Genomic DNA, 18480 nt, shown 5'->3' on the forward strand with positions numbered 1-18480 from the left:
CCCGGCCCGGTGGGCCGGGCACCTCACTCAGTTGACGGTGAGGGAGGTTCGCGCCAGCTCGTACGCCGGCAGCATCTCCTTGTGCTCGTCGCTGTCGACGCTGTCGAGCGTGACCGCGACCAGGCCCTTGCCGGAGTCGAGGACGAACGCGCGCTCCTGCTCCAGGGAGCCGTCGAGCTGGCTCTTGAACTGGTATTCGACCTCCAGCGCGGGCTTCCCGCCGACCTGCAGCTCGGTGAACTTCGCCTGCTGGGCGTCGGCGCCGATGAACGCCTCCAGGCTCGGGCGCAGCTCGGCCTGCTCGCCGGTCCAGATCCGGATGAAGCCGAGGTTGCCGGCCGGCTTGGCGTCGACCTCGCAGGCCATCGTGAACGGGCCCTTCTTGGTCAGCGCGGCGAGCAGCTCCTCGTCTGTGACGGTGACCTTCTTCGGCTTCCAGTCGGCGGCGAGGCTGAAGCTGACCGGCAGTTCGCAGCCGCTGCCGGCGGCGCCGACCCGGGGGCCCGCCGGGGTGGCCGCGGCCGTCGTCACGGCTTCGGTCGAGGTCTTCTCACCCTCACTGCCGCAGCCGGTCAGGGCGAGAGCGGCGAGGGCGGCGAGGGCGGTGGTGCGGCACAGGGTCTTCACAGGGACGGGAGTATAGAGTTCCGGCCCAGCCGTTTCGATGTGAAGTATTCCCGTTTGATCTTGTTCTCCGTATCGATTACCGTCCGCGCCGTGATGCGTACCCGAGTTACCTCCGCTGTCCTTTTCACCGCCGCCATGCTCAGCCTCGCCGCCTGCTCCGACGACAAGAAGAGCGACGCCGGCGCGGCGACCCCGGCCACCGCCGCCGCCTCCGCTCCGGCCGCCACCACCGCTGCAGCCGCCGCGTCCGGCGCCTCGGACAAGGAGATCTGTGAGGGGGTCAACAAGGCCGGTGAGGCCATGAAGGCCGACCTGATCGCCGCCATGGCGAAGGCCAACGGCGAGCTTCCCCCGGTGGCGGACGTGAAGAAGCTGCTCGGCGCGTTCAACACCGCGGTGCTCGCCGTGACCCCCGCGGACAGCACCAGCAAGGCCGGCGTGGCGGCGCTGCAGATGGCCGCGGACTCGACCAAGATCGCCGCGGCCGCCGACCCGATCACCGCCATGGAGGACCCGGCCTACGAGAAGGCCGGCAACGACCTCGAGGCCGCCTGCAAGGCCGTGGGCGTCAAGTTCATCAACTGATACGTCGCCGTCGGGAACCCGTGACCGCTCGCCGGTCACGGGTTCTCGCCGTTTCAGTCCCGGGTTCCAGCCGCGGGTTTCAGCGCTCGGCTTCCGTGATTGCTTTGCCGGTCGCGGGTTCCCGTCGTTCGGGCGCGGGTTTCAGTGCTTGGCTTCCGTGACCGTCTTGCCGGTCGCGGGTTTCCGCCGTTCGGGCGCGGGTTTCAGTGCTTGGCTTCCGTGACCGTCTTGCCGGTCGCGGGTTTCCGCCGTTCGGGCGCGAGTTTCAGCGCTTGGCTTCCCCGACCGCTTTGCGGACATCGTCGGCGCTCGCACCCGTTCCGGCCGCGCCGTAGGGGCCGTAGACGCCGACGTAGACCGGGGTGTCCCGCTGCGTCCGCCAGTTCTCGGCGAGCGGGCCGATGTCCACCGTGTCGTACCCGATCCGGTCGAGGAACTCGGTGACCACCAGCTTCGCCGCCGCGTCGTCTCCCGCGACCGGCAGCGCGGAGCGATCCGGCGACCCGGCCGGGCGGCCCAGCGTGGCCAGGTGCTCGAACCAGATGTTGTTGAAGCCCTTGATGACCTTGGCTCCCGTGAGGTGCCGCTGCAGCAGCTCACCGGTGGTGGTCTCGGCGTTGTCCAGGGCCTCGATCCGGCCGTCCCGCTCCGGGTAGTAGTTGTTCGTGTCGATCACGACCTTGCCCGCGAGCGGCTCGGCCGGAACGTTGTCGTAAGCCTTCAGCGGCACGGTGACCACCACGATGTCACCGGCCGCGGCCGCCTCGGCGGCGGTTGCGGCGCGGGCCTTCGGGCCCAGTTCGCCGACGAGGTCACGCAGGGTCTCGGGCCCGCGCGAGTTGCTCAGCACCACGTCGTATCCGGCGGCCACGGCCAGCCGTGCGACGGTGCCGCCGATGTTCCCACTGCCGATGAGTCCGATCGTCGTCATACCAACCGCGAACCCACCGATCCGCCTCCCGATTCCTCCCCGCCGCGAGTCGTGACCGGCAGCACACCGAAGCGCCGTGGTCACCACCAGCCACCCGGACCCCGCCCTGCCGACACCACCACCGCACCGAGTCGCCAAAGCCCGGCTGGGCCGCAGGGTCCAGCCCGACCTGTCGATGCGGCCACCGGAGCCAGCCGTCGAAGTCCGGCCGGGCTGCATGGTCCTGTCCGACCTGTCGATGCGGCCATCGAAACCAGCCGCCGTAGTATCACTAGCAGAAGTTGATCTTGAGTGTTGTCTCATGCGCATCCGCGGCGCCGCTGCTGGCGCTCGCCAGCTGCCGTCCGCTTTGGGCCACCGTCCCGGCCGTTGCCTGCGGCTAGCGGATGGAGGCTGGTGTTAGCTGGCCATTGTCCGCTTTGGTCGCTGTGTCGGCCGTCGCCTGCGGTTTGCGGTTGGGCGCTGGTGCTCGCCAGCTACTGTCCGCTTTGGTTGCTGTGTCGGCCGTCGCCTGCGGTTTGCGGGTGGGTGCTGGTGTTCACCAGCCATCGTCCGCCTTTGGTCACTCTCCCGGCCGCCGCCTGCGGTTCGGGGTGGGCGCGTTTGCTTGCCTGGGGGTACGACGGGGATTGCGGAAACTCGCGGTCCAGTTGGTGCTGATGGTTCTGTCGCGGCCCGGGATGCAACCGCCAGACCCAGTCGAGCCACCTCGGCTGGGCCGCAGCGTTGTAACAGCAGTGTCTATATGACCATGCCGACCAGCCAGGCTTCCGATACGAGCCACCGCCACCACGAACGCGGAAACTTGCGCACGCAACCGCGCCCCGCAGCCCCCGGATGGACGTCGCAGCGGCCCACCCGCCCGCATCTCAGGACGACCCCGCCCACCTGTCGTCCGTGAGTGGTGGTGCCTGCCGGCCGCGCCGCGTGGCGGTCAGTTCCAGTCGCCTGTCGTCCGTGAGTGGTGGTGCCTGCCGGCTGCGCCGCGTGGCGGTCAGTTCCAGTCGCCTGTCGTCCGTGAGTGGCGGTGCCTGCCGGCTGCGCCGCGTGGCGGTCAGTTCCAGTCGCCTGTCGTCCGCGAGTGGTGGTGCCTGCCGGCCGCGCCGCATGGCGGTCAGTTCCAGTCACCTGCCGTCCGCGAGTGGTGGTGCCTGCCGGCCGCACCGCATGGCGGTCAGTTCCAGCCATCCGCCGTCCGCGAGTGGCGCCGCTGGCCACACTGCATGACGGCCGGCCCCGGCCGCCTACCCATCCGGCGGCGAGCAACCCCCGAGGGGCCGTGGCCCCACCCGCCATTGCACCCAAGATCAACTTAGATCAACGAGCATCGGCCGGGGCGGGCTGGGGGCGTCGGCGTTGTGGGGTGGTTCAGGATCGGCCTGCGGCGCTTACCGTACGTACGGTGTCGCGCCAGGCCAGCCAGGCCGTGCGAAGGCGCGGGGACGGGACCGCCCGGCCCTGGCGGCGGGCACGCAGCTGGGTGATCAGCCACGGTGGGGCGGCAGCGGCCTCGACGGCCAGTGACTTGGTGAGCAGGCTGCCGTGGGCGAGCGCATGCCGGCCACGGGCCATCGAGGTCAGGGCGAGGTCGGCGAGCACAGGATCGCGGAAGATCCAGGGACGCCGGGCCGCCCAGGCCCAGTAGCCGGTCAGCTCGTTGCGAGCGGCCCGGCGGATGTCGTCGTCGCTCATCGGCGGCAGCAGTTCCGCGGGCGAGCGGCCGAAGACCGGATAGCCGTGCCGGAGCAGTTCAGCCCGGGTGATGCCGGACAGGATCCGCTGCACCAGGCGACCGTGTGTCCAGGTCGGATGACGCGCGCCGAGGTCCTCGACGCGGCCGGCGGTGACGTAGACACAGCCCAGATTGAGCGCCGGATCAAACCCGTCGTGGGCCGCGGCGATCCACGCGGGATCCACCGGGGCGGGAACGACGGCGACGAGATCGAGGTCGCTCACGCCCGGGATGTAGTCGCCGGTCGCCAGCGAGCCCGCGACCAGCAGATCGGTCACCCAGCCGGAGTCTGCCAGCCGCTTTCCGAACTCCTCCACCACCGGCAGCCGCATCACCATGCCGAGCACGGTAGTGCGCCGTCGCTCTGCCCGGGTGTCCCGCCAGTTGGTGTGCCGGTGTCACGCTGGGGGCATGTTCTTCCTGCTCTTCGGTCTGCGGACCCGTGACGAACCGGTCGACAGTCGAGTGCTGACCTGCGAGATCTGCGGTTGGAACGCCCCGCAGACCAGGTTCGCCCGAACCACCAGGTTCACCCTGTTCTTCATCCCCTTGTTCCCGGTCAAGCCGCGAAAGTATCTGCTGCGCTGTGCGCACTGCATGGGTGTGCGCGAGCACCGGCCGGTCCTCGCATAGAACGTCCCGAGATCACCCGGTCGGCTCCGACCGGGCGGTGCTGGCGTCGGTCGCGGCCCGGACGAACTCCTGGATCCGGGCGGTCGTGTTCGCCGCCGGCCAGACCGGTCCCCGCTCGATCGGCGGCGCGTCGTGGATCGGCACGTAGGCGATGTCGGGGCGAGGGTGGTACCGCCGGGTCTGTTCGCCGACGGGCAGGACGCCCCGGCCCAGCGCGACGAGCGTCAGCATCTCGGAGAACGTGCGGCCGTGCGGGCCCTTGGGGACCGGCCGGCCGGACGGGGTGTGTCCGGGTGTGCGGTCGCGCTTGAACTCCGCGGAAGTGACCTCCGGGTACTGGATGACGGGGTGGTCGGCGAGCACTTCCAGCGACACCGATTCGCTTCCGGCGAGCGGGTGCGCGGCGGCCACGGCCAGCATGCGCCGCTCCGTCATCAGGGCGGGCCCGCGGGCCATGCCGTCGAAGGGGTAGGAGGCGACGAGGACGTCGATCGAGCCGTCCAGCAGGCTGGCCCGTGAGTTGTAGAGCTGCACCTCGTGCACCTCGACCTCACAGTCCGGGTGGCGGGCGGTGAACAGGGCGACCGCTTTCAGGAGCACCGGCGCCACGTACTCACCGAGGAACGCGACCCGCAGCCGGCCGGTCATGCCCCGTCCGGCGTCGACGGCCCGCCGCACGGCCGCGTCCATCTGTTCGACGAGCGGGGCCAGGTCGTCGGCGAGTTGCCGGCCGATGGGTGTGATGCGGACACGCCGGCTGGTCCGTTCGAACAGTGGAGCGCCGACCCGCCGCTCGAGTTTCCTGACGACGTGGCTGATCCGGCCCGTGGTGACCCGTAGCCGTTCGGCGGTACGACCGAAGTGAAGTTCCTCGGCGAGGGTCAGGAACGTCTCGACCTCGTGCCGCTCGAGCATGTCGTACGCCCTTCGTTGAATCTGAGTCAACGATCGTATGCGGATCTCGGCTTGGTCGGCGCCGCGCAGTCCGGAATCGTTCAGGAGGTCACCGGGCCGCGACCGGCCCGTCTCCGAAGGGAATCCTCATGAACACGACAGGCACCGGAAGCGTCGTCCGGGTCAAGGCGCTCGACCATGTCGTCCTCAATGTCGAGGACGTCGAGCGGTCGCTGTCCTTCTACTGCGGGGTGCTCGGTCTCGAGCCGGTACGGGTCGACCAGTGGCGAGCCGGGCGGGTCGGCTTCCCTTCCGTCCGGATCAGCCCCGACACCATCATCGACCTGGTTCGACGTCCTCCCCGCGGCTCCAACGTCGACCACATCTGCCTGGTGGTCGACCCGCTGGACTGGCCGGAGGTCATCGCGGCCGGCGTGTTCACCGTCCTCGAGGGGCCGGTGGGCCGGTTCGGCGCCCGTGGCGACGGCGTCTCGCTCTACGTCCAGGACCCGGACGAGAACACCGTCGAGCTCCGCTGGTATCCGGCCGACACCGAGTCGCCGGCTGGCGGGCCGGTGTCACGATCGTCTTGATCGCGGTACCGGAGCGGGATACCACCGAACGGCATCGTCCACGCGCGATGTCGGTTGTTCCGCGGAGCGAATGAGGGGTTCGATGACGCCGTCAACTCGGGACGATGGACGGAAGAAGCCGTGGGGCTGGCCGCTGGCCGGGCTCGTGGCGATGGCCCTGGGCGCGGGCATCATGCCAGTGGACCAGCTGTGGTGGTACCTCCCCGCCGCGGCGCTGGGCGAGGTCTTCCTGCTCTGGACGGCGTGGCGGGAGTCGACGGCGAAGCGAAGTTCCGACCCGGCCGCCCTGCAGGCCCGCCTGGGCCGGGCGCTGGCGCTGCTGGCGCAGCACCGGACCGACGCCGCGCTCGCCGAGCTCGACGACCTTCTCCCGGACCTGAACCGGGTCCTCGGCCCGGACCACCCCGTCACCCTCAGCGCCCGCACGTTCGAGCTGAGGATCCGCGGCGACCGGGGTGACCTGCCCGACCGGGTCGCCGCCATGGCCGAGCTGGTCGCCGACCGGCAGCGGGTCCTCGGCCCGGACCACGAGGAGACGCTCACGGCGCGCTACCAGCTCGCGGACTGGCTCGAGGAGAGCGGGGACATCGCGCAGGCCCGCTCGGCGTACGAGGCGCTGATCGTCGACACCACCCGGGTGCTGGGCGCGGACCACTCCGCCACGCTGATCTCCCGCAGTTCACTGGCGATCCTGCGGTTCCAGGCCGGGGAGCGGGACGGCCTGGCGGAGCTCGCCGGCATCGCCGACGACATGGAGCGTGCCCTCGGCCCGGCCGACCCGTCCACCGTCAGCACCCGCAACCTGCTCACCCGGCTGGCTGACCCAGCTGGACCCGGTGCCGGCTAACCCGGCTGGATCCAGTCGAAGGTGCGTTGCACCGCGCGCTGCCAGTTGGCGTACTCGGTCTCCCGCAACCGTGGGTCCATGGCCGGCATCCACTGGCCGGCGATGTGCCAGTTGCCGCGCAATCCGTCCAGGTCCGGCCAGTATCCGACGGCGAGACCGGCCGCGTATGCGGCCCCCAGGGAGACCGTCTCCACCGCCAGGGGCCGGACCACCGGCACGTCCAGCACGTCGGCGATCATCTGCATGAGCAGGTTGTCCGCGGTCATCCCGCCGTCCACCTTGAGGGTCTTGAGGGTGAGGCCGGAGTTCGCGTTCATCGCGTCGACCACCTCGCGCGTCTGCCAGGCGGACGCCTCGAGGACCGCGCGGGCCAGATGCCCCTTGGTGATGTACGACGTCAGCCCCACGATCACGCCCCGTGCCTCGGAGCGCCAGTGCGGGGCGTACAGCCCGGAGAACGCCGGCACGATGTAGCAGCCGCCGTTGTCCGCGACCGTGCGGGCCAGCGTCTCGATCTCCGGGGCGCAGGAGATCAGCTCCAACTGGTCGCGGAACCATTGGACGAGGGAGCCGGTGATCGCGATCGACCCTTCCAGGGCATAGCAGGCGGGTGCGCCGGCCACCTGGTATGCGACCGTGCTGAGCAGCCCGTACTCCGGCCGGACCAGTTCGGCTCCGGTGTTGAGCAGCAGGAAGCTGCCCGTACCGTAGGTGCACTTGGCCTCGCCGGGGGTGAAGCAGGTCTGGCCGAAGAGGGCGGCTTGCTGATCGCCGAGGGCGGCTCCGATCCGTACCCCCGGAAATGCTTCGCAAGCGGTGCCGAAGGCGCCGATCGACGCCCGGACCTCCGGCAGCATCGCGCGGGGTATCCCGAAGAAGTCGAGGGCGTCGTCGGACCAGTCCAGGGTGTGCACGTCGAGCAGCATGGTGCGGCTGGCGTTGGTCACGTCGGTGACGTGGGCGCCACGGGTCAGGTTCCAGATCAGCCAGGTCTCCATGGTTCCGCAGAGCACCTCGCCGCGTTCCGCGCGGGCCCGCAGGCCGGGCGTGTGGTCCAGCATCCAGCGCAGGCGCGGTCCGGAGAAGTACGTCGCGAGCGGGAGCCCGGAGATGTCGGTGATCCGCGCGGCGCGGGGTTGTGCGGAGAGTTCGTGAACCAGCGAGTCGGTCCGGGTGTCCTGCCAGATGATCGCCCGCCCGACCGGGAGGCCGGTCCGCCGGTCCCACATCACCGTGGTCTCCCGCTGATTGGCGATGCCGACCGCGGCCACCTGGTCGAGGGCGATTCCGGCCTGGCGCAGGGCTCGCGGGGCGAGACGTTCCACGTTGCGCCAGATCTCCATGGCGTCGTGCTCCACCCAGCCCGGCTTCGGGAAGTACTGCTTGTGCTCCTGCTGGGCCAGGGAGACCAGCTGCCCGCGCCGGTCGAAGACGATGCACCGGGTCGATGTGGTGCCCTGGTCGATCGCGACCACGTAGCGCTCGGACATGATCCATCCCCTTTGTTATCGCCGGGCGGCTCCCATTTCCCGCGAGATCGCCCGGGCCGCGTCCCGCACACTGGTGACCAGGCGCGGGCGTGGTGCGTACCGGCTGTCGCAGATCCGTTCGACCGGTCCGGAGACGCCGATCGCGCCGATGACGAGTCCGCCGTAACCGCGGATCGGCGCGGCGATCGCCGCCTGCCCGGGCGTCAGCTCCTCGACGTCCGCCGCCCAGCCGCACTCCCGGACGTGTTCCAGAGCCATCGCCAGCTCGCGTGGCTTGATCAGGGTCTTCCGGGTGTACGCCGCCAACTCCGTCGTGGTGAGACCGGTCCGATACGCGATCAGCACCTTTCCCAGCGCCGTCGCGTGCAACGGCAGCAGCGCGCCCACGTCCAGCGTCTGGAACGTGTCGTCCGGCCGGAAGACGTGGTGCACGATCAGCACCTGTCCGTCCAGGACGGTGCCGATCCGGACCGCCTCGCCGCTGCGCACGGCCAGCGGATCCGCCCAGTTGATCGAGCGGGACCGCAGCTCGTTGGTGTCCAGATAGCTCGTCCCCAGGTGCAGCAGGGACGCCCCGAGCTGGTACTGCCCGGAGACCCGGTCCTGCTCGACGAAGCCGACCCCCTGCAAGGTGCGCAGGATGCCGTGGGTGGTGCCCTTGGCCAGCTCCAGTGACCGGGAGATCTCGCTGAGCCCTAGCCGGCCGGGCCCGCCGGCGAGCATCCGCAGGATCGCGGCCGCTCGCTCGATGGACTGCACTGTTCCCGGCATGTTTCGCACTCTATGCGGTCGTGTGACGACCCGTCGTAATTGATGTTCGACAATGTCGACCACTGCTCGTTGTCCGAAGCCATCGACGTTCATACCGTCCGGGAATCGGACGAAGGAGGGAGCATGGCCGCACGACTCAAAATTCCTGGACTGGTCGGTGAGCTCGCGGCGGAGTTCGCCGGCACGATGATCCTCATCCTGTTCGGCTGCGGAGTGGTGGCGCAGGTCGTCGCCGGCGGCATCGGGGACCACGACAGCATCGCGTGGGCCTGGGGCCTGGGCGTCACACTCGGCGTCTACGTGGCGGCACGGATCAGCGGCGCCCATCTCAACCCGGCGGTGACCATCGCGCTCGCCGTCTTCAAGGGCTTCTCCTGGCGCAAGGTGCTGCCCTATTCACTGGCCCAGTTCCTCGGCGCGTTCGTCGCCGCGCTGCTGGTGCGCTGGAACTACACCGAGGTCCTCAACGCCGTGGACCCGGGGCTGACCATCAAGACCCAGGGCGTCTTCTCCACGCTGCCCGGCAACGGCAGCCTGCCGGTCGGTGAGTGGGGTGCGTTCCGTGACCAGATCATCGGCACGGCGATCCTGCTCTTCGTGATCCTCGCGCTGACCGACGTGGCGAACACCGCTCCCGCCGCGAATCTCGGGCCGTTCGTCGTCGGCCTGCTGGTCGTCGCGATCGGCATGGCGTGGGGTACCGACGCCGGGTACGCGATCAACCCGGCCCGTGACTTCGGACCGCGCCTGGCGAGCTTCTTCACCGGGTACGAGACGGCGTTCCGCGATCAGACCGGCTATCTCTACTTCTGGATACCGATCGTGGGCCCGATCGTCGGGGGTGTTCTGGGCGCCGGTCTGTACCAGTATCTGATCGGACGATTCCTGCCGACCGACCAGCCCCAAGAGGTGGGCGAGGTTCCGGCGGCACCTGAGAGTGTGGAGGCGACCCGTGGCTGACTTCGTCGGAGCCGTGGACCAGGGCACGACCAGCACCCGTTTCATGATCTTCGACCACGGCGGTAACGAGGTGGCCCGCCACCAGCTCGAACACGAGCAGATCCTGCCACAGGCGGGCTGGGTCGAGCACAACCCGATCGAGATCTGGGAGCGCACCGTCGCGGTGGTGCGTACCGCGATGCAGAAGGCGAACCTTTCGGCGAGCGACCTGGCCGCGGTCGGCGTCACCAACCAGCGGGAGACCTCGGTGGTGTGGGACCGGCGGACCGGGCGCCCCTACTACAACGCGATCGTCTGGCAGGACACCCGCACCGACCGGATCGCCGCCGCGCTGGACCGGGACGGCCGGGGCGACGTGATCCGGCGCAAGGCGGGTCTGCCGCCGGCCACCTACTTCTCCGGCGGCAAGATCCAGTGGATCCTGGAGAACGTCGACGGGGTCCGCGAGGCCGCCGAGCGCGGCGACGCGCTCTTCGGCAACACGGACAGCTGGCTGCTGTGGAACATCACCCGTGGAAACCACGTGACCGATGTGACAAACGCGAGCCGGACCATGCTGATGAACCTGGAGACCCTCGACTGGGACGACGAGCTGCTGTCGTTCTTCAACATCCCGCGGCAGATGCTGCCCGAGATCCGGCCCTCGTCCGACCCGAACGGCTACGGCGTCGCGCACGTCGACGGGCCGCTCGGCGGGGACGTGCCGCTCACCGGTGACCTCGGCGACCAGCAGGCCGCCACGGTCGGGCAGGTCTGCTTCAACCCGGGCGAGGCCAAGAACACCTACGGCACCGGCAACTTCATGCTGCTGAACACCGGTACGAACCTGGTGCGCTCGGAGAACGGCCTGCTCACCACGGTCTGTTACAAGTTCGGCGACGCCGCCCCGGTCTACGCCCTGGAGGGTTCGATCGCGGTCACCGGCTCCGCCGTGCAGTGGCTGCGCGACCAGCTGCACCTGATCAAATCGGCCGACGAGAGCGAGTCCCTGGCCGCGCAGGTGCCGGACAACGGCGGTGTCTACTTCGTGCCGGCGTTCTCCGGGCTGTTCGCGCCGTACTGGCGCTCCGACGCCCGCGGAGCGATCGTCGGACTGTCCCGGTTCAACACCGACGCGCACATCGCCCGGGCCACCCTCGAGTCGATCTGCTACCAGACCCGGGACGTGGTCGACGCCATGGCCCAGGACTCCGGCGTCACCCTCGACGTGCTCAAGGTCGACGGCGGCATCACCGTCAACAACCTGTGCATGCAGATCCAGGCGGACGTGCTCGGCGTACCGGTGAGCCGGCCGGTGGTCGCCGAGACCACGGCGCTCGGCGCGGCGTACGCGGCCGGGCTCGCGGTCGGCTACTGGAAGAACACCGACGAGCTGCGGGAGAACTGGAACGAGTCGCAGCGCTGGCAGCCGAACTGGTCGTCCGAGCAGCGGGAACAGGGCTACGGCCGCTGGAAGAAGGCGGTGCAGCGGACCCTCGACTGGGTGGACGTGGACTGATGCCGGCTCTCTCACCTGAAACCCGGGACGCCGCGCTGACCGCCCTGGCGGGGGCCGAGGTCGACGTGCTGGTGATCGGTGGGGGAGTGGTCGGGGCGGGTTGCGCCCTCGACGCGGTCACGCGGGGTCTCTCCGTGGGCCTGGTCGAGGCGCGCGACTTCGCCTCGGGCACGTCCAGCCGGTCCAGCAAGCTGATCCACGGCGGCCTGCGTTACCTGGAGATGCTCGACTTCGGACTGGTCCGGGAGGCGCTGCGGGAGCGGGGCCTGATCCTCTCCCGGCTGGCCCCGCACCTGGCCCGCCCGGTGCGGTTCCTCTACCCGCTCAAACACCGGGGCTGGGAGCGCGTCTACGCCGGCGCCGGCGTCACCCTCTACGACACGATGGCGTGGTCCGGGGCGCTGCCGCGGCACCGGCACCTGACCCGCCGCGGCGCGCTGCGCGCCTGCCCGGCGTTGCGCAAGGAAGCGCTGGTCGGGGCGTTGCAGTACTACGACGCGCAGCTCGACGACGCGCGGCACACCATGTTCCTGGCGCGGACCGCGACGGCGTACGGCGCCCACGTCGCCAACCGGGTCGAGGTGACCGGATTCCTGCGCGAGGGCGAGCGGGTCACCGGAGTCCGTGCCCATGACCTGGAGCACGACCGGACGTTCGAGATCCGCGCCCAGCAGGTGATCAACGCGACCGGGGTGTGGACCGACGACACCCAGTCCCTGGTCGGCGAGCGCGGGCAGTTCCACGTCCGCGCCTCCAAGGGCATCCACCTGGTCGTACCCCGGGACCGGGTGCAATCATCGACCGGGCTGATCCTGCGGACCGCGACCAGTGTGCTCTTCGTGATCCCGTGGGGCCGGCACTGGATCGTGGGCACCACCGACACCGACTGGGCACTGGACAAGGCGCACCCGGCGGCGTCCGCCAAGGACATCGACTACCTGCTCGGAGAGGTCAACAAGGTGCTCTCCCGGCCGCTGGAGCGGGCCGACGTGCAGGGCGTCTACGCCGGGCTGCGGCCGCTGCTCTCCGGTGAGTCGGAGTCCACGTCCAAGCTGTCCCGCGAGCACATGGTCGGCAGCCCGGTCCCGGGACTGGTCGTGGTCGCCGGCGGCAAGTACACGACGTACCGGGTGATGGCCAAGGACGCGGTGGACGCCTGCGTCTTCAACCTGAACCGGTCGGTGGCCCGCTGCTGCACCGACCGGGTGCCGCTGATCGGCGCGGACGGCTTTCCGGCACTGTGGAACCGGCGCGGCCTGATCGCCGCGGAGTCCGGCCTGCACGTCGCCCGGGTCGAGCACCTGCTCGGCCGTTACGGCTCGCTGATCACCGAGCTGCTGGACCTGATCGCGGACGATCCGTCGCTCGGGCGGCCGCTGGAGGGCGCGGACGACTACCTCCGCGCCGAGGTCGTCTACGCGGCCGGCGCGGAGGGCGCCCGGCACCTCGTCGACGTCCTCACCCGGCGTACCCGGATCTCGATCGAGACGTTCGACCGCGGCACGGTCTGCGCACCGGAGGTCGCCGAGCTGATGGCCCGCGTGCTGGGCTGGACCCCGTCGCAGCGGGACAGCGAGGTGGAGAACTACCGGCTCCGCGTCGAGGCGGAGCGGGCCTCCCAGGAACAACAGGACGACGAGACCGCCGACGCGGCCCGCCTCGGGGCGCCGGAGGTCGTTCCCTTGCGGATCTCCTGAAAACCCATTTCCGGGTACGACCTACGTGTCCCGTTCCCAGGCCCCGCGGCCGAGCCCCGTGTCGTCCTCGCGCGAGGTGGCTGCCCGCTCCCGGCCACCACGCGCCCCCGGCGATCCCGGTCGGGCGGGCTCATGACAACGGACGTTACAAAGGTTGCAAGGCTGACCCACCAACGGCTGCAGGCTCCGATCGTGCTGATCTGGGACAACCTCAACACCCACGTCAGCCGCCGCATGCACGCCCTGATCGCCGCCCGGTCCTGGCTCGCCGTGATCCGGCTACCGTCCTACGCTCCCGGCCTCAATCCCGCCGAAGGCGTCTGGCGCTGGATGAACGCGGCCTGACCAACATCGCCACCCACGGCGTCGACCACTCGCCGACCTGGTCAGACAACGACTACGCGCCTGCCAGCAACAGACCGATCTCCTCGCCGGGTTCTTCGCCAACACCGGCATGACCCTCGAGCCCGAACTGCCATGACAACCGAACGTCAGTCCTTCAACCTCTGTACCTGCACCTTCCGGATCAGAATCAGCTCGCTTCGGTCAGTGACCTCCTGGATCACCAGCGGCGACCGAATCGAGAATTCCCTGCTCAGCAGCGTATCGGAGGCACTCTCGCCAGCATGATTAGCGCTAATCATTTTCCGACACCATCGGGAGTGAGGTTCGTTCATTTTGTTTGAAACTCTCGAACAGATGGTTAACTTGTCGGCGCCCGCTTCTCGACATCCGCATCGGACGATATGCTTGCCGCGGCATCGTTCAGGTGGGCGTGCGGTGCCACTTTGTTCCTGGGGGGGAATGATGTTGGCACGGGATAAAGTGCCGCCCATGTACCATTTGCCAGACTGCTCCTGAGCTGTGAGTTGGCTGTGAGCCGGCTGTGTCGCTGACGCCGTGGCAGGCGTCGGTGCTCGGCGTTGAGACCGGCACGCTTTCGCGGGAGTGTCGGCAGGGGTAAGGCGACCTCGGCAATCGCTGGGCGCGTCGGCCTACCTTGCCGATGATCAGCCACGGATCCATTCGCAGAGAATGGGCATTTGCGGTCATAAATCACCGGCTGGTGATTTGCGAATCGCGTTCCGCGTGCTCGCCGGCTGGGCGTTGTGTGGGTCTGGTATACACGGTTCTGGCGTTTTCTGGCGCTCCGTCGTGGATCCGTACCCGAAAATGACGCCGCGGGAGCCGGCGTGGTGGGCGAGGTTCGAAATGGTGGCGACAAATAGCCGACAAACGATTGCTGTACGAGGGGTCGTGCCGCGGTTTCCGGCCGGCTCCACGGGAAGGTGTTCCTTGTAGTCCGGAAGTCGTCTGACCAGCTGAATCTCAAGGTATTTGTCCATTTTTGCGAATTTGTATTGTGTTTTCTTTCATAGCGAACACCGTTGCTCATATCGAAGCCCTCTGATAGAAATTGTTGCGTCCAGTTCGGGGGAGTCGAGGGATCCGAATCTGCCGATAAATAGAGCTGATCCAATTTTTATGGAGCAGAGCCGCCGTGGCCCCCGTGCTCGTTGTCGACGCTGTCGAAGTTTCCGCGCTTCGCGCGGAGACGCGGGCGTAATGGGGATTCCGGACGCTCCTGGCAGGTGGATGTGGTCCCTCGGGTCGGTGGCCGAGCCGCTCGAGCAATAGGGACGGGATCTACTTGACAACTCAATGGATCGCTGTGAGTTCATCGGGCCGAACGGTCTATTGGGCACAGGTCGGATCGGTTACTTCGGGGGAATAGATGCGATTTCGTATGTTGGGGCCGCTGGAAGTCCAGGACGGGGACCAGGTCATCCCGTTGGGTGGCACCAAACAGCGTGCGGCGCTCGGCCTGTTCCTGCTCTGTGCCAACAAGGTGGTGGCCACGAGCAAGCTGCTCGACGCCCTGTGGCCGAACGACGACGCGCCGGCGTCAGCGCGGAAGATCCTCCAGAACGCGGTCTGCGGTCTGCGCAACGCTCTCGCACGCAACGACCGGACCGCGGGGGAGGCGATGCTCATCACCCAGCCACCCGGCTACCTGCTGGTGGTCGACCCGGAGGAGGTCGACCTCTTCGTCTTCTACCGGCTGGTCAAGGACGGACGCGCCGACCTGAGCCAGGGCCGTCCGGAACGCGCGGTCGCCACGCTGCGTCAGGCCCTGGACATGTGGCGCGGGCCGGTGCTCGGCGACCTGGTGGAGATCGGGATCGCCTGGCCCGAGCTGGCGACCGTGGAGAACGCCCGGCTCGATGTCATGGAGGACTACTTCGAAGCCGCGATGGCGTGCGGCCGGCAGGACGAGATCCTGCGCGAGCTCGAGACCATGGTGGAGAGTCAGCCGCTCCGGGAGCGGGCGTGCCGGCAGCTGATGCTCGCGCTGTACCGCAACGGCCGGCACGTCGAGGCGCTCGACGTCTACGCCCGGATGCGTACCGCACTGGTGGACGAGCTCGGACTGGACCCGGGCCGGGACCTGCGTCTCCTCCAGCAGGCCATCCTGAACCACGACCCCGTGCTGGCGGGCGCGCCGGTCGTTCCCGAGGCCCCGCCGCCGGCCCGGCCACCGATACAGCAGGGCACTGCCGTGCGGAACACGGTGAGCGTGCTGCTGGTGCGCGGGCAGACGGATTCCGAGGCCGCGGCCGACCAGATCGACGCGCTCCTGGACGAGACCAGCGGGCTGATCCACAAGACCGTGCGCTCCTTCGACGGCGTACCGACGGTCTCGCTCGGCTCGATGTCGATGGCGGTCTTCGAGGTGGGCGAGGAGGGGGACGGTCCGGCCCGCGCGGTGCGGGCCGGTCTGGAGATCCGGCGGCAGCTGGACGCCGGCAACCTGATGACCCAGATCGCGGTGGCGACGGGAAAGGCCTTGGTCCGCAGCGATCCGGAGACGAACGGCTGGCTGACGGTCCGCGGCTCCGCGGTGGACAAGTGCCAGGATCTGCTCACGGCGGCGGCCGAGGGCGAACTGCTCGTCTGCTCCGACACCCGCCGGGAGTCCGAGTCGAACTTCACCTTCCGCCGCAGGTCGGACGACGCGATGGGCTGGCTGGTCAACGGCATGGCCGAGGAGCTCCTGTCCAGCCACGCCGTGCCGCTGGTGGACCGCGAGAGCGAGCTCGCGCTGCTGAACGGTCTGCTGGACCGGACCGGATACCGGCAGCGGCCGCACTTCGTCACCGTCCTGGGGGAGCCGAGGATCGGTAAGTCGCGGTTCCTGATGGAGTTCGAGCGCCGGATTGCGAGCCGGCCGCAGATCATGGAGTACCTGGTGAGCCGCAGCCCGGCCGGCGGGCTCGTCGTGCAGGGCGCGTCCGGCTCCGCGCCGCGGCGGGAGAAGGTCTCGGCCCGGCTCCGGGAACTCTTCGACGAGGCGAGCCGGAAGCAGGACGAGGCGGGGCGGATGCAGCGGCTCTGGAAGGAGTTCCTCGCCGACACCCCGCTGGAGCGGCCGTTGATCATGATCGTCGACGACCTGCACCGGATGCCGGATCCGCTCCTCGACTTCTTCGAGACGCTCGCCTGCTTCTCCGGGAACGTCCCACTGCTCGTCGTCGGAGCGGCCCGTCCCGAGCTCCTGCGACGAAGACCCGATTGGAGCGGGGGCAGCCCGCACTGCACCACGATCACGCTGGACCCGCTGTCGGACGCCGCGCTGGACCAGTTACTGGAGTTGCTCCACGGCAAATTACCCAGCGATGACCCCGCGCTTAACCGCCGCAGTTTCCGCGCAATGACCGGCTGATTATACGCCTGTCGTTACTTTCGTCTGGCAGAACCGCGGCATCCGACCGAAGCGTCGCGGAATCTGTGACGAGCAGAAACTGAACCTTTTCAACCTGGCCACGGCCTGCTGCGCCGACGCCGGTCAACGGTCCGGAGACAGGTTGGAAAAGGCTCCCTGTGCGCTGAGGAGAGATGCGATGAGCAGCCGTAGGGCTACAAGCGCTGTTGTGCTTGGCGGAGGAATAGCGGGATTGTTCGCGACCCGTGTGCTGGCCGATCAATTCGACAAGGTCACACTTGTCGACCGGGACCACCTGACCGGCCCGAATCTGCTGCGGCGTGGTCTGCCGCAGGGGCACCATCTGCACGGCCTGCTCTCGCGGGGCCAGCAGATCACCGAGGAGCATTTCCCCGGTATCACCGACCAGATGGTCGCGGACGGCTCGGCGGTCGGTGACGCGTCCAACGACGTGCGGTGGATCATCAACGGCAAACGGCTGGTGCAGACGGAATCCGGGCTGGTCTGCCTGACCGCGTCGCGTCCGTTCTTCGAGTCGCACATCCGCGACCGCGTCCTGGCGCTGCCGAATGTCGTGCTGTCCGAGCTGACCGACATCAGCCGGCTCGAGGTCAGCGAGGACGGCAAGCGGGTCGGCGGCGTCTGGGTCTTCCCGGAGGGCAAGCACGAGACCCTGCTGCCCGCGGATCTCGTCGTCGACGCCTCCGGCCGCGGGTCACGCGCTCCGGTGTGGCGCGAGGACCTCGGCTACGGGCGGGTCCAGGAGGAGAAGCACAAGATCGGGATGGGCTACGCCACCCGGTACTACCGCATCCCGGACGAGGCGTTCGAGGGCAACATCTCGGTCAACACGGTCGCCTCTCCCAGCGTTCCGCGCGGATGCATCTGCCAGAAGATCGACGGTGGCCGGGCCATCGTGACGGCCTACGGCATTCTGGGCGATCACCCGCCCACCGATCCGGTGGGTTACCTGGACTTCATCAAGTCCCTCGCCGCCCCCGACATCTACGAGATCCTGCAGACCGCGGAGCCGATCAACGATCCGGTCGCGTACAAGTTCCCCACCAACCAGCGCCGGCACTACGAGCTGATGCCCGACTTCCCGACCGGATTCCTGGTGATCGGTGACGCGGTGGCCAGCTTCAACCCCAGTTACGCGCAGGGCATGACGGTGTCCGCGCTGGACTCCATCGTGCTGCGCAAGCACGTCGCCGGTGGTGGCCCAGTCGATCCGCTCGCCTTCTTCAAGGATCTTGCGACGGATGCGATCGACGGGTGCTGGGACATGGCCGTCAGTTCGGACCTCAACTTCCCCGGCGTGGAGGGGGAGCGGACCCCGGAGATCATCGAGACGCACGAGTTCATCTCGAAGACCCAGGACGCCGCCGCCCGCGACGCCGAGGTCTCCCGCGCCTTCCAGCGCGTGATCGGTCTCGCCGACCACTACACCGTGCTGCACGAGCCGCACCTCGAAGCGAAGATCCTGGGGGGCTGAGAC

At 68.9% G+C, this 18480-nt stretch carries 16 protein-coding genes; 10 read left to right on the forward strand and 6 right to left on the reverse strand.

What is annotated here, in order from left to right; all coding sequences use genetic code 11:
• Window positions 1-27 precede the first annotated feature (27 nt).
• Window positions 28-627, reverse strand: a complete 600-nt coding sequence (locus CHC09_RS42225) for a lipoprotein (protein WP_089298900.1) — start codon at window positions 625-627, stop codon at window positions 28-30.
• Between the two features lie 93 nt (window positions 628-720).
• On the opposite strand from CHC09_RS42225, the gene CHC09_RS42230 reads away from it, so the two are divergent.
• A complete protein-coding gene (locus tag CHC09_RS42230; protein WP_143232895.1) occupies window positions 721-1212 on the forward strand; it encodes a hypothetical protein in 492 nt (163 codons plus the stop codon).
• 265 nt (window positions 1213-1477) lie between these two features.
• Here CHC09_RS42230 and CHC09_RS42235 read toward each other — a convergent pair whose 3' ends face one another.
• Both CHC09_RS42235 and CHC09_RS42240 read right to left on the reverse strand, forming a co-directional pair.
• Window positions 1478-2452 (reverse strand): NADPH-dependent F420 reductase, encoded by a 975-nt coding sequence (locus CHC09_RS42235; RefSeq protein WP_307833954.1) that lies wholly within the window; start codon window positions 2450-2452, stop codon window positions 1478-1480.
• Between the two features lie 1059 nt (window positions 2453-3511).
• Window positions 3512-4213: a nucleotidyltransferase domain-containing protein gene (locus CHC09_RS42240; protein ID WP_089298926.1), complete on the reverse strand. Its 702-nt coding sequence runs from the start codon at window positions 4211-4213 to the stop codon at window positions 3512-3514.
• 73 nt (window positions 4214-4286) lie between these two features.
• On the opposite strand from CHC09_RS42240, the gene CHC09_RS42245 reads away from it, so the two are divergent.
• Window positions 4287-4508 (forward strand): zinc-ribbon domain-containing protein, encoded by a 222-nt coding sequence (locus CHC09_RS42245; RefSeq protein ID WP_089298903.1) that lies wholly within the window; start codon window positions 4287-4289, stop codon window positions 4506-4508.
• A 12-nt stretch (window positions 4509-4520) separates the two neighbouring features.
• Here the strand turns inward: CHC09_RS42245 and CHC09_RS42250 are convergent, their stop codons facing one another.
• Window positions 4521-5423, reverse strand: a complete 903-nt coding sequence (locus tag CHC09_RS42250; protein WP_089298904.1) for a LysR family transcriptional regulator — start codon at window positions 5421-5423, stop codon at window positions 4521-4523.
• 128 nt (window positions 5424-5551) lie between these two features.
• Here CHC09_RS42250 and CHC09_RS42255 point away from each other — a divergent pair, with 128 nt between their 5' ends.
• On the forward strand, window positions 5552-5995 hold the full coding sequence (locus tag CHC09_RS42255) for a VOC family protein (RefSeq protein WP_089298905.1): 444 nt from the start codon (window positions 5552-5554) through the stop codon (window positions 5993-5995).
• A gap of 82 nt (window positions 5996-6077) precedes the next feature.
• Window positions 6078-6842 carry a tetratricopeptide repeat protein gene (locus CHC09_RS42260; RefSeq protein ID WP_143232896.1) on the forward strand — a complete coding sequence of 255 codons (765 nt, stop codon included), beginning with the start codon at window positions 6078-6080 and terminating at the stop codon, window positions 6840-6842.
• On the opposite strand, the gene glpK (CHC09_RS42265) is transcribed toward CHC09_RS42260, so the two are convergent.
• Both glpK (CHC09_RS42265) and CHC09_RS42270 read right to left on the reverse strand, forming a co-directional pair.
• Complete coding sequence (glpK, locus tag CHC09_RS42265) at window positions 6839-8332, reverse strand: glycerol kinase GlpK (RefSeq protein WP_089298907.1); 1494 nt, start codon at window positions 8330-8332, stop codon at window positions 6839-6841. The two genes, CHC09_RS42260 and glpK (CHC09_RS42265), sit on opposite strands and share 4 nt — an antisense overlap.
• Before the next feature lie 15 nt (window positions 8333-8347).
• On the reverse strand, window positions 8348-9103 hold the full coding sequence (locus tag CHC09_RS42270; RefSeq protein WP_089298908.1) for an IclR family transcriptional regulator: 756 nt from the start codon (window positions 9101-9103) through the stop codon (window positions 8348-8350).
• 123 nt (window positions 9104-9226) lie between these two features.
• Between CHC09_RS42270 and CHC09_RS42275 the strand changes: the two genes are divergently transcribed.
• The 6 genes from CHC09_RS42275 (at window position 9227) to CHC09_RS42300 (ending at window position 18477) form a co-directional block, all read left to right on the forward strand.
• Window positions 9227-10063 (forward strand): MIP/aquaporin family protein, encoded by an 837-nt coding sequence (locus CHC09_RS42275; protein WP_089298909.1) that lies wholly within the window; start codon window positions 9227-9229, stop codon window positions 10061-10063.
• Entirely contained in the window at window positions 10056-11561 is a 1506-nt protein-coding gene (gene glpK, locus CHC09_RS42280) for a glycerol kinase GlpK (RefSeq protein WP_089298910.1), read from the forward strand. Before CHC09_RS42275 ends, glpK (CHC09_RS42280) begins: the two co-directional genes overlap by 8 nt.
• Window positions 11561-13258: a glycerol-3-phosphate dehydrogenase/oxidase gene (locus tag CHC09_RS42285; RefSeq protein WP_089298911.1), complete on the forward strand. Its 1698-nt coding sequence runs from the start codon at window positions 11561-11563 to the stop codon at window positions 13256-13258. Before glpK (CHC09_RS42280) ends, CHC09_RS42285 begins: the two co-directional genes overlap by 1 nt.
• A gap of 132 nt (window positions 13259-13390) precedes the next feature.
• The gene (locus CHC09_RS42290; RefSeq protein ID WP_089298912.1) at window positions 13391-13603 is read left to right on the forward strand and encodes a transposase; all 213 of its coding nucleotides are present in this window, start codon (window positions 13391-13393) and stop codon (window positions 13601-13603) included.
• A gap of 1402 nt (window positions 13604-15005) precedes the next feature.
• A complete protein-coding gene (locus CHC09_RS42295) occupies window positions 15006-16982 on the forward strand; it encodes an ATP-binding protein (protein ID WP_179277524.1) in 1977 nt (658 codons plus the stop codon).
• A 232-nt stretch (window positions 16983-17214) separates the two neighbouring features.
• Entirely contained in the window at window positions 17215-18477 is a 1263-nt protein-coding gene (locus tag CHC09_RS42300) for an FAD-dependent oxidoreductase (protein WP_203833417.1), read from the forward strand.
• Window positions 18478-18480: the final 3 nt, after the last annotated feature.

Origin of the sequence: Actinoplanes regularis (genome assembly GCF_900188005.1) — a bacterium.
GTDB lineage: Bacteria > Actinomycetota > Actinomycetes > Mycobacteriales > Micromonosporaceae > Actinoplanes > Actinoplanes regularis.

Bases quoted from the DNA above. Each gene is read 5' to 3' on its own strand.
- CHC09_RS42260 (WP_143232896.1), top strand. From the start codon at position 6,078: ATGACGCCGTCAACTCGGGACGATGGACGGAAGAAGCCGTGGGGCTGG.
- glpK (WP_089298907.1), bottom strand. From the start codon at position 8,332: ATGTCCGAGCGCTACGTGGTCGCGATCGACCAGGGCACCACATCGACC.
- CHC09_RS42255 (WP_089298905.1), top strand. From the start codon at position 5,552: ATGAACACGACAGGCACCGGAAGCGTCGTCCGGGTCAAGGCGCTCGAC.
- CHC09_RS42295 (WP_179277524.1), top strand. From the start codon at position 15,006: ATGTTGGGGCCGCTGGAAGTCCAGGACGGGGACCAGGTCATCCCGTTG.
- CHC09_RS42250 (WP_089298904.1), bottom strand. From the start codon at position 5,423: ATGCTCGAGCGGCACGAGGTCGAGACGTTCCTGACCCTCGCCGAGGAA.
- CHC09_RS42285 (WP_089298911.1), top strand. From the start codon at position 11,561: ATGCCGGCTCTCTCACCTGAAACCCGGGACGCCGCGCTGACCGCCCTG.
- CHC09_RS42235 (WP_307833954.1), bottom strand. From the start codon at position 2,452: ATGCGCATGAGACAACACTCAAGATCAACTTCTGCTAGTGATACTACG.
- CHC09_RS42290 (WP_089298912.1), top strand. From the start codon at position 13,391: ATGACAACGGACGTTACAAAGGTTGCAAGGCTGACCCACCAACGGCTG.
- CHC09_RS42245 (WP_089298903.1), top strand. From the start codon at position 4,287: ATGTTCTTCCTGCTCTTCGGTCTGCGGACCCGTGACGAACCGGTCGAC.
- CHC09_RS42275 (WP_089298909.1), top strand. From the start codon at position 9,227: ATGGCCGCACGACTCAAAATTCCTGGACTGGTCGGTGAGCTCGCGGCG.
- CHC09_RS42240 (WP_089298926.1), bottom strand. From the start codon at position 4,213: ATGGTGATGCGGCTGCCGGTGGTGGAGGAGTTCGGAAAGCGGCTGGCA.
- CHC09_RS42230 (WP_143232895.1), top strand. From the start codon at position 721: ATGCGTACCCGAGTTACCTCCGCTGTCCTTTTCACCGCCGCCATGCTC.
- CHC09_RS42270 (WP_089298908.1), bottom strand. From the start codon at position 9,103: ATGCCGGGAACAGTGCAGTCCATCGAGCGAGCGGCCGCGATCCTGCGG.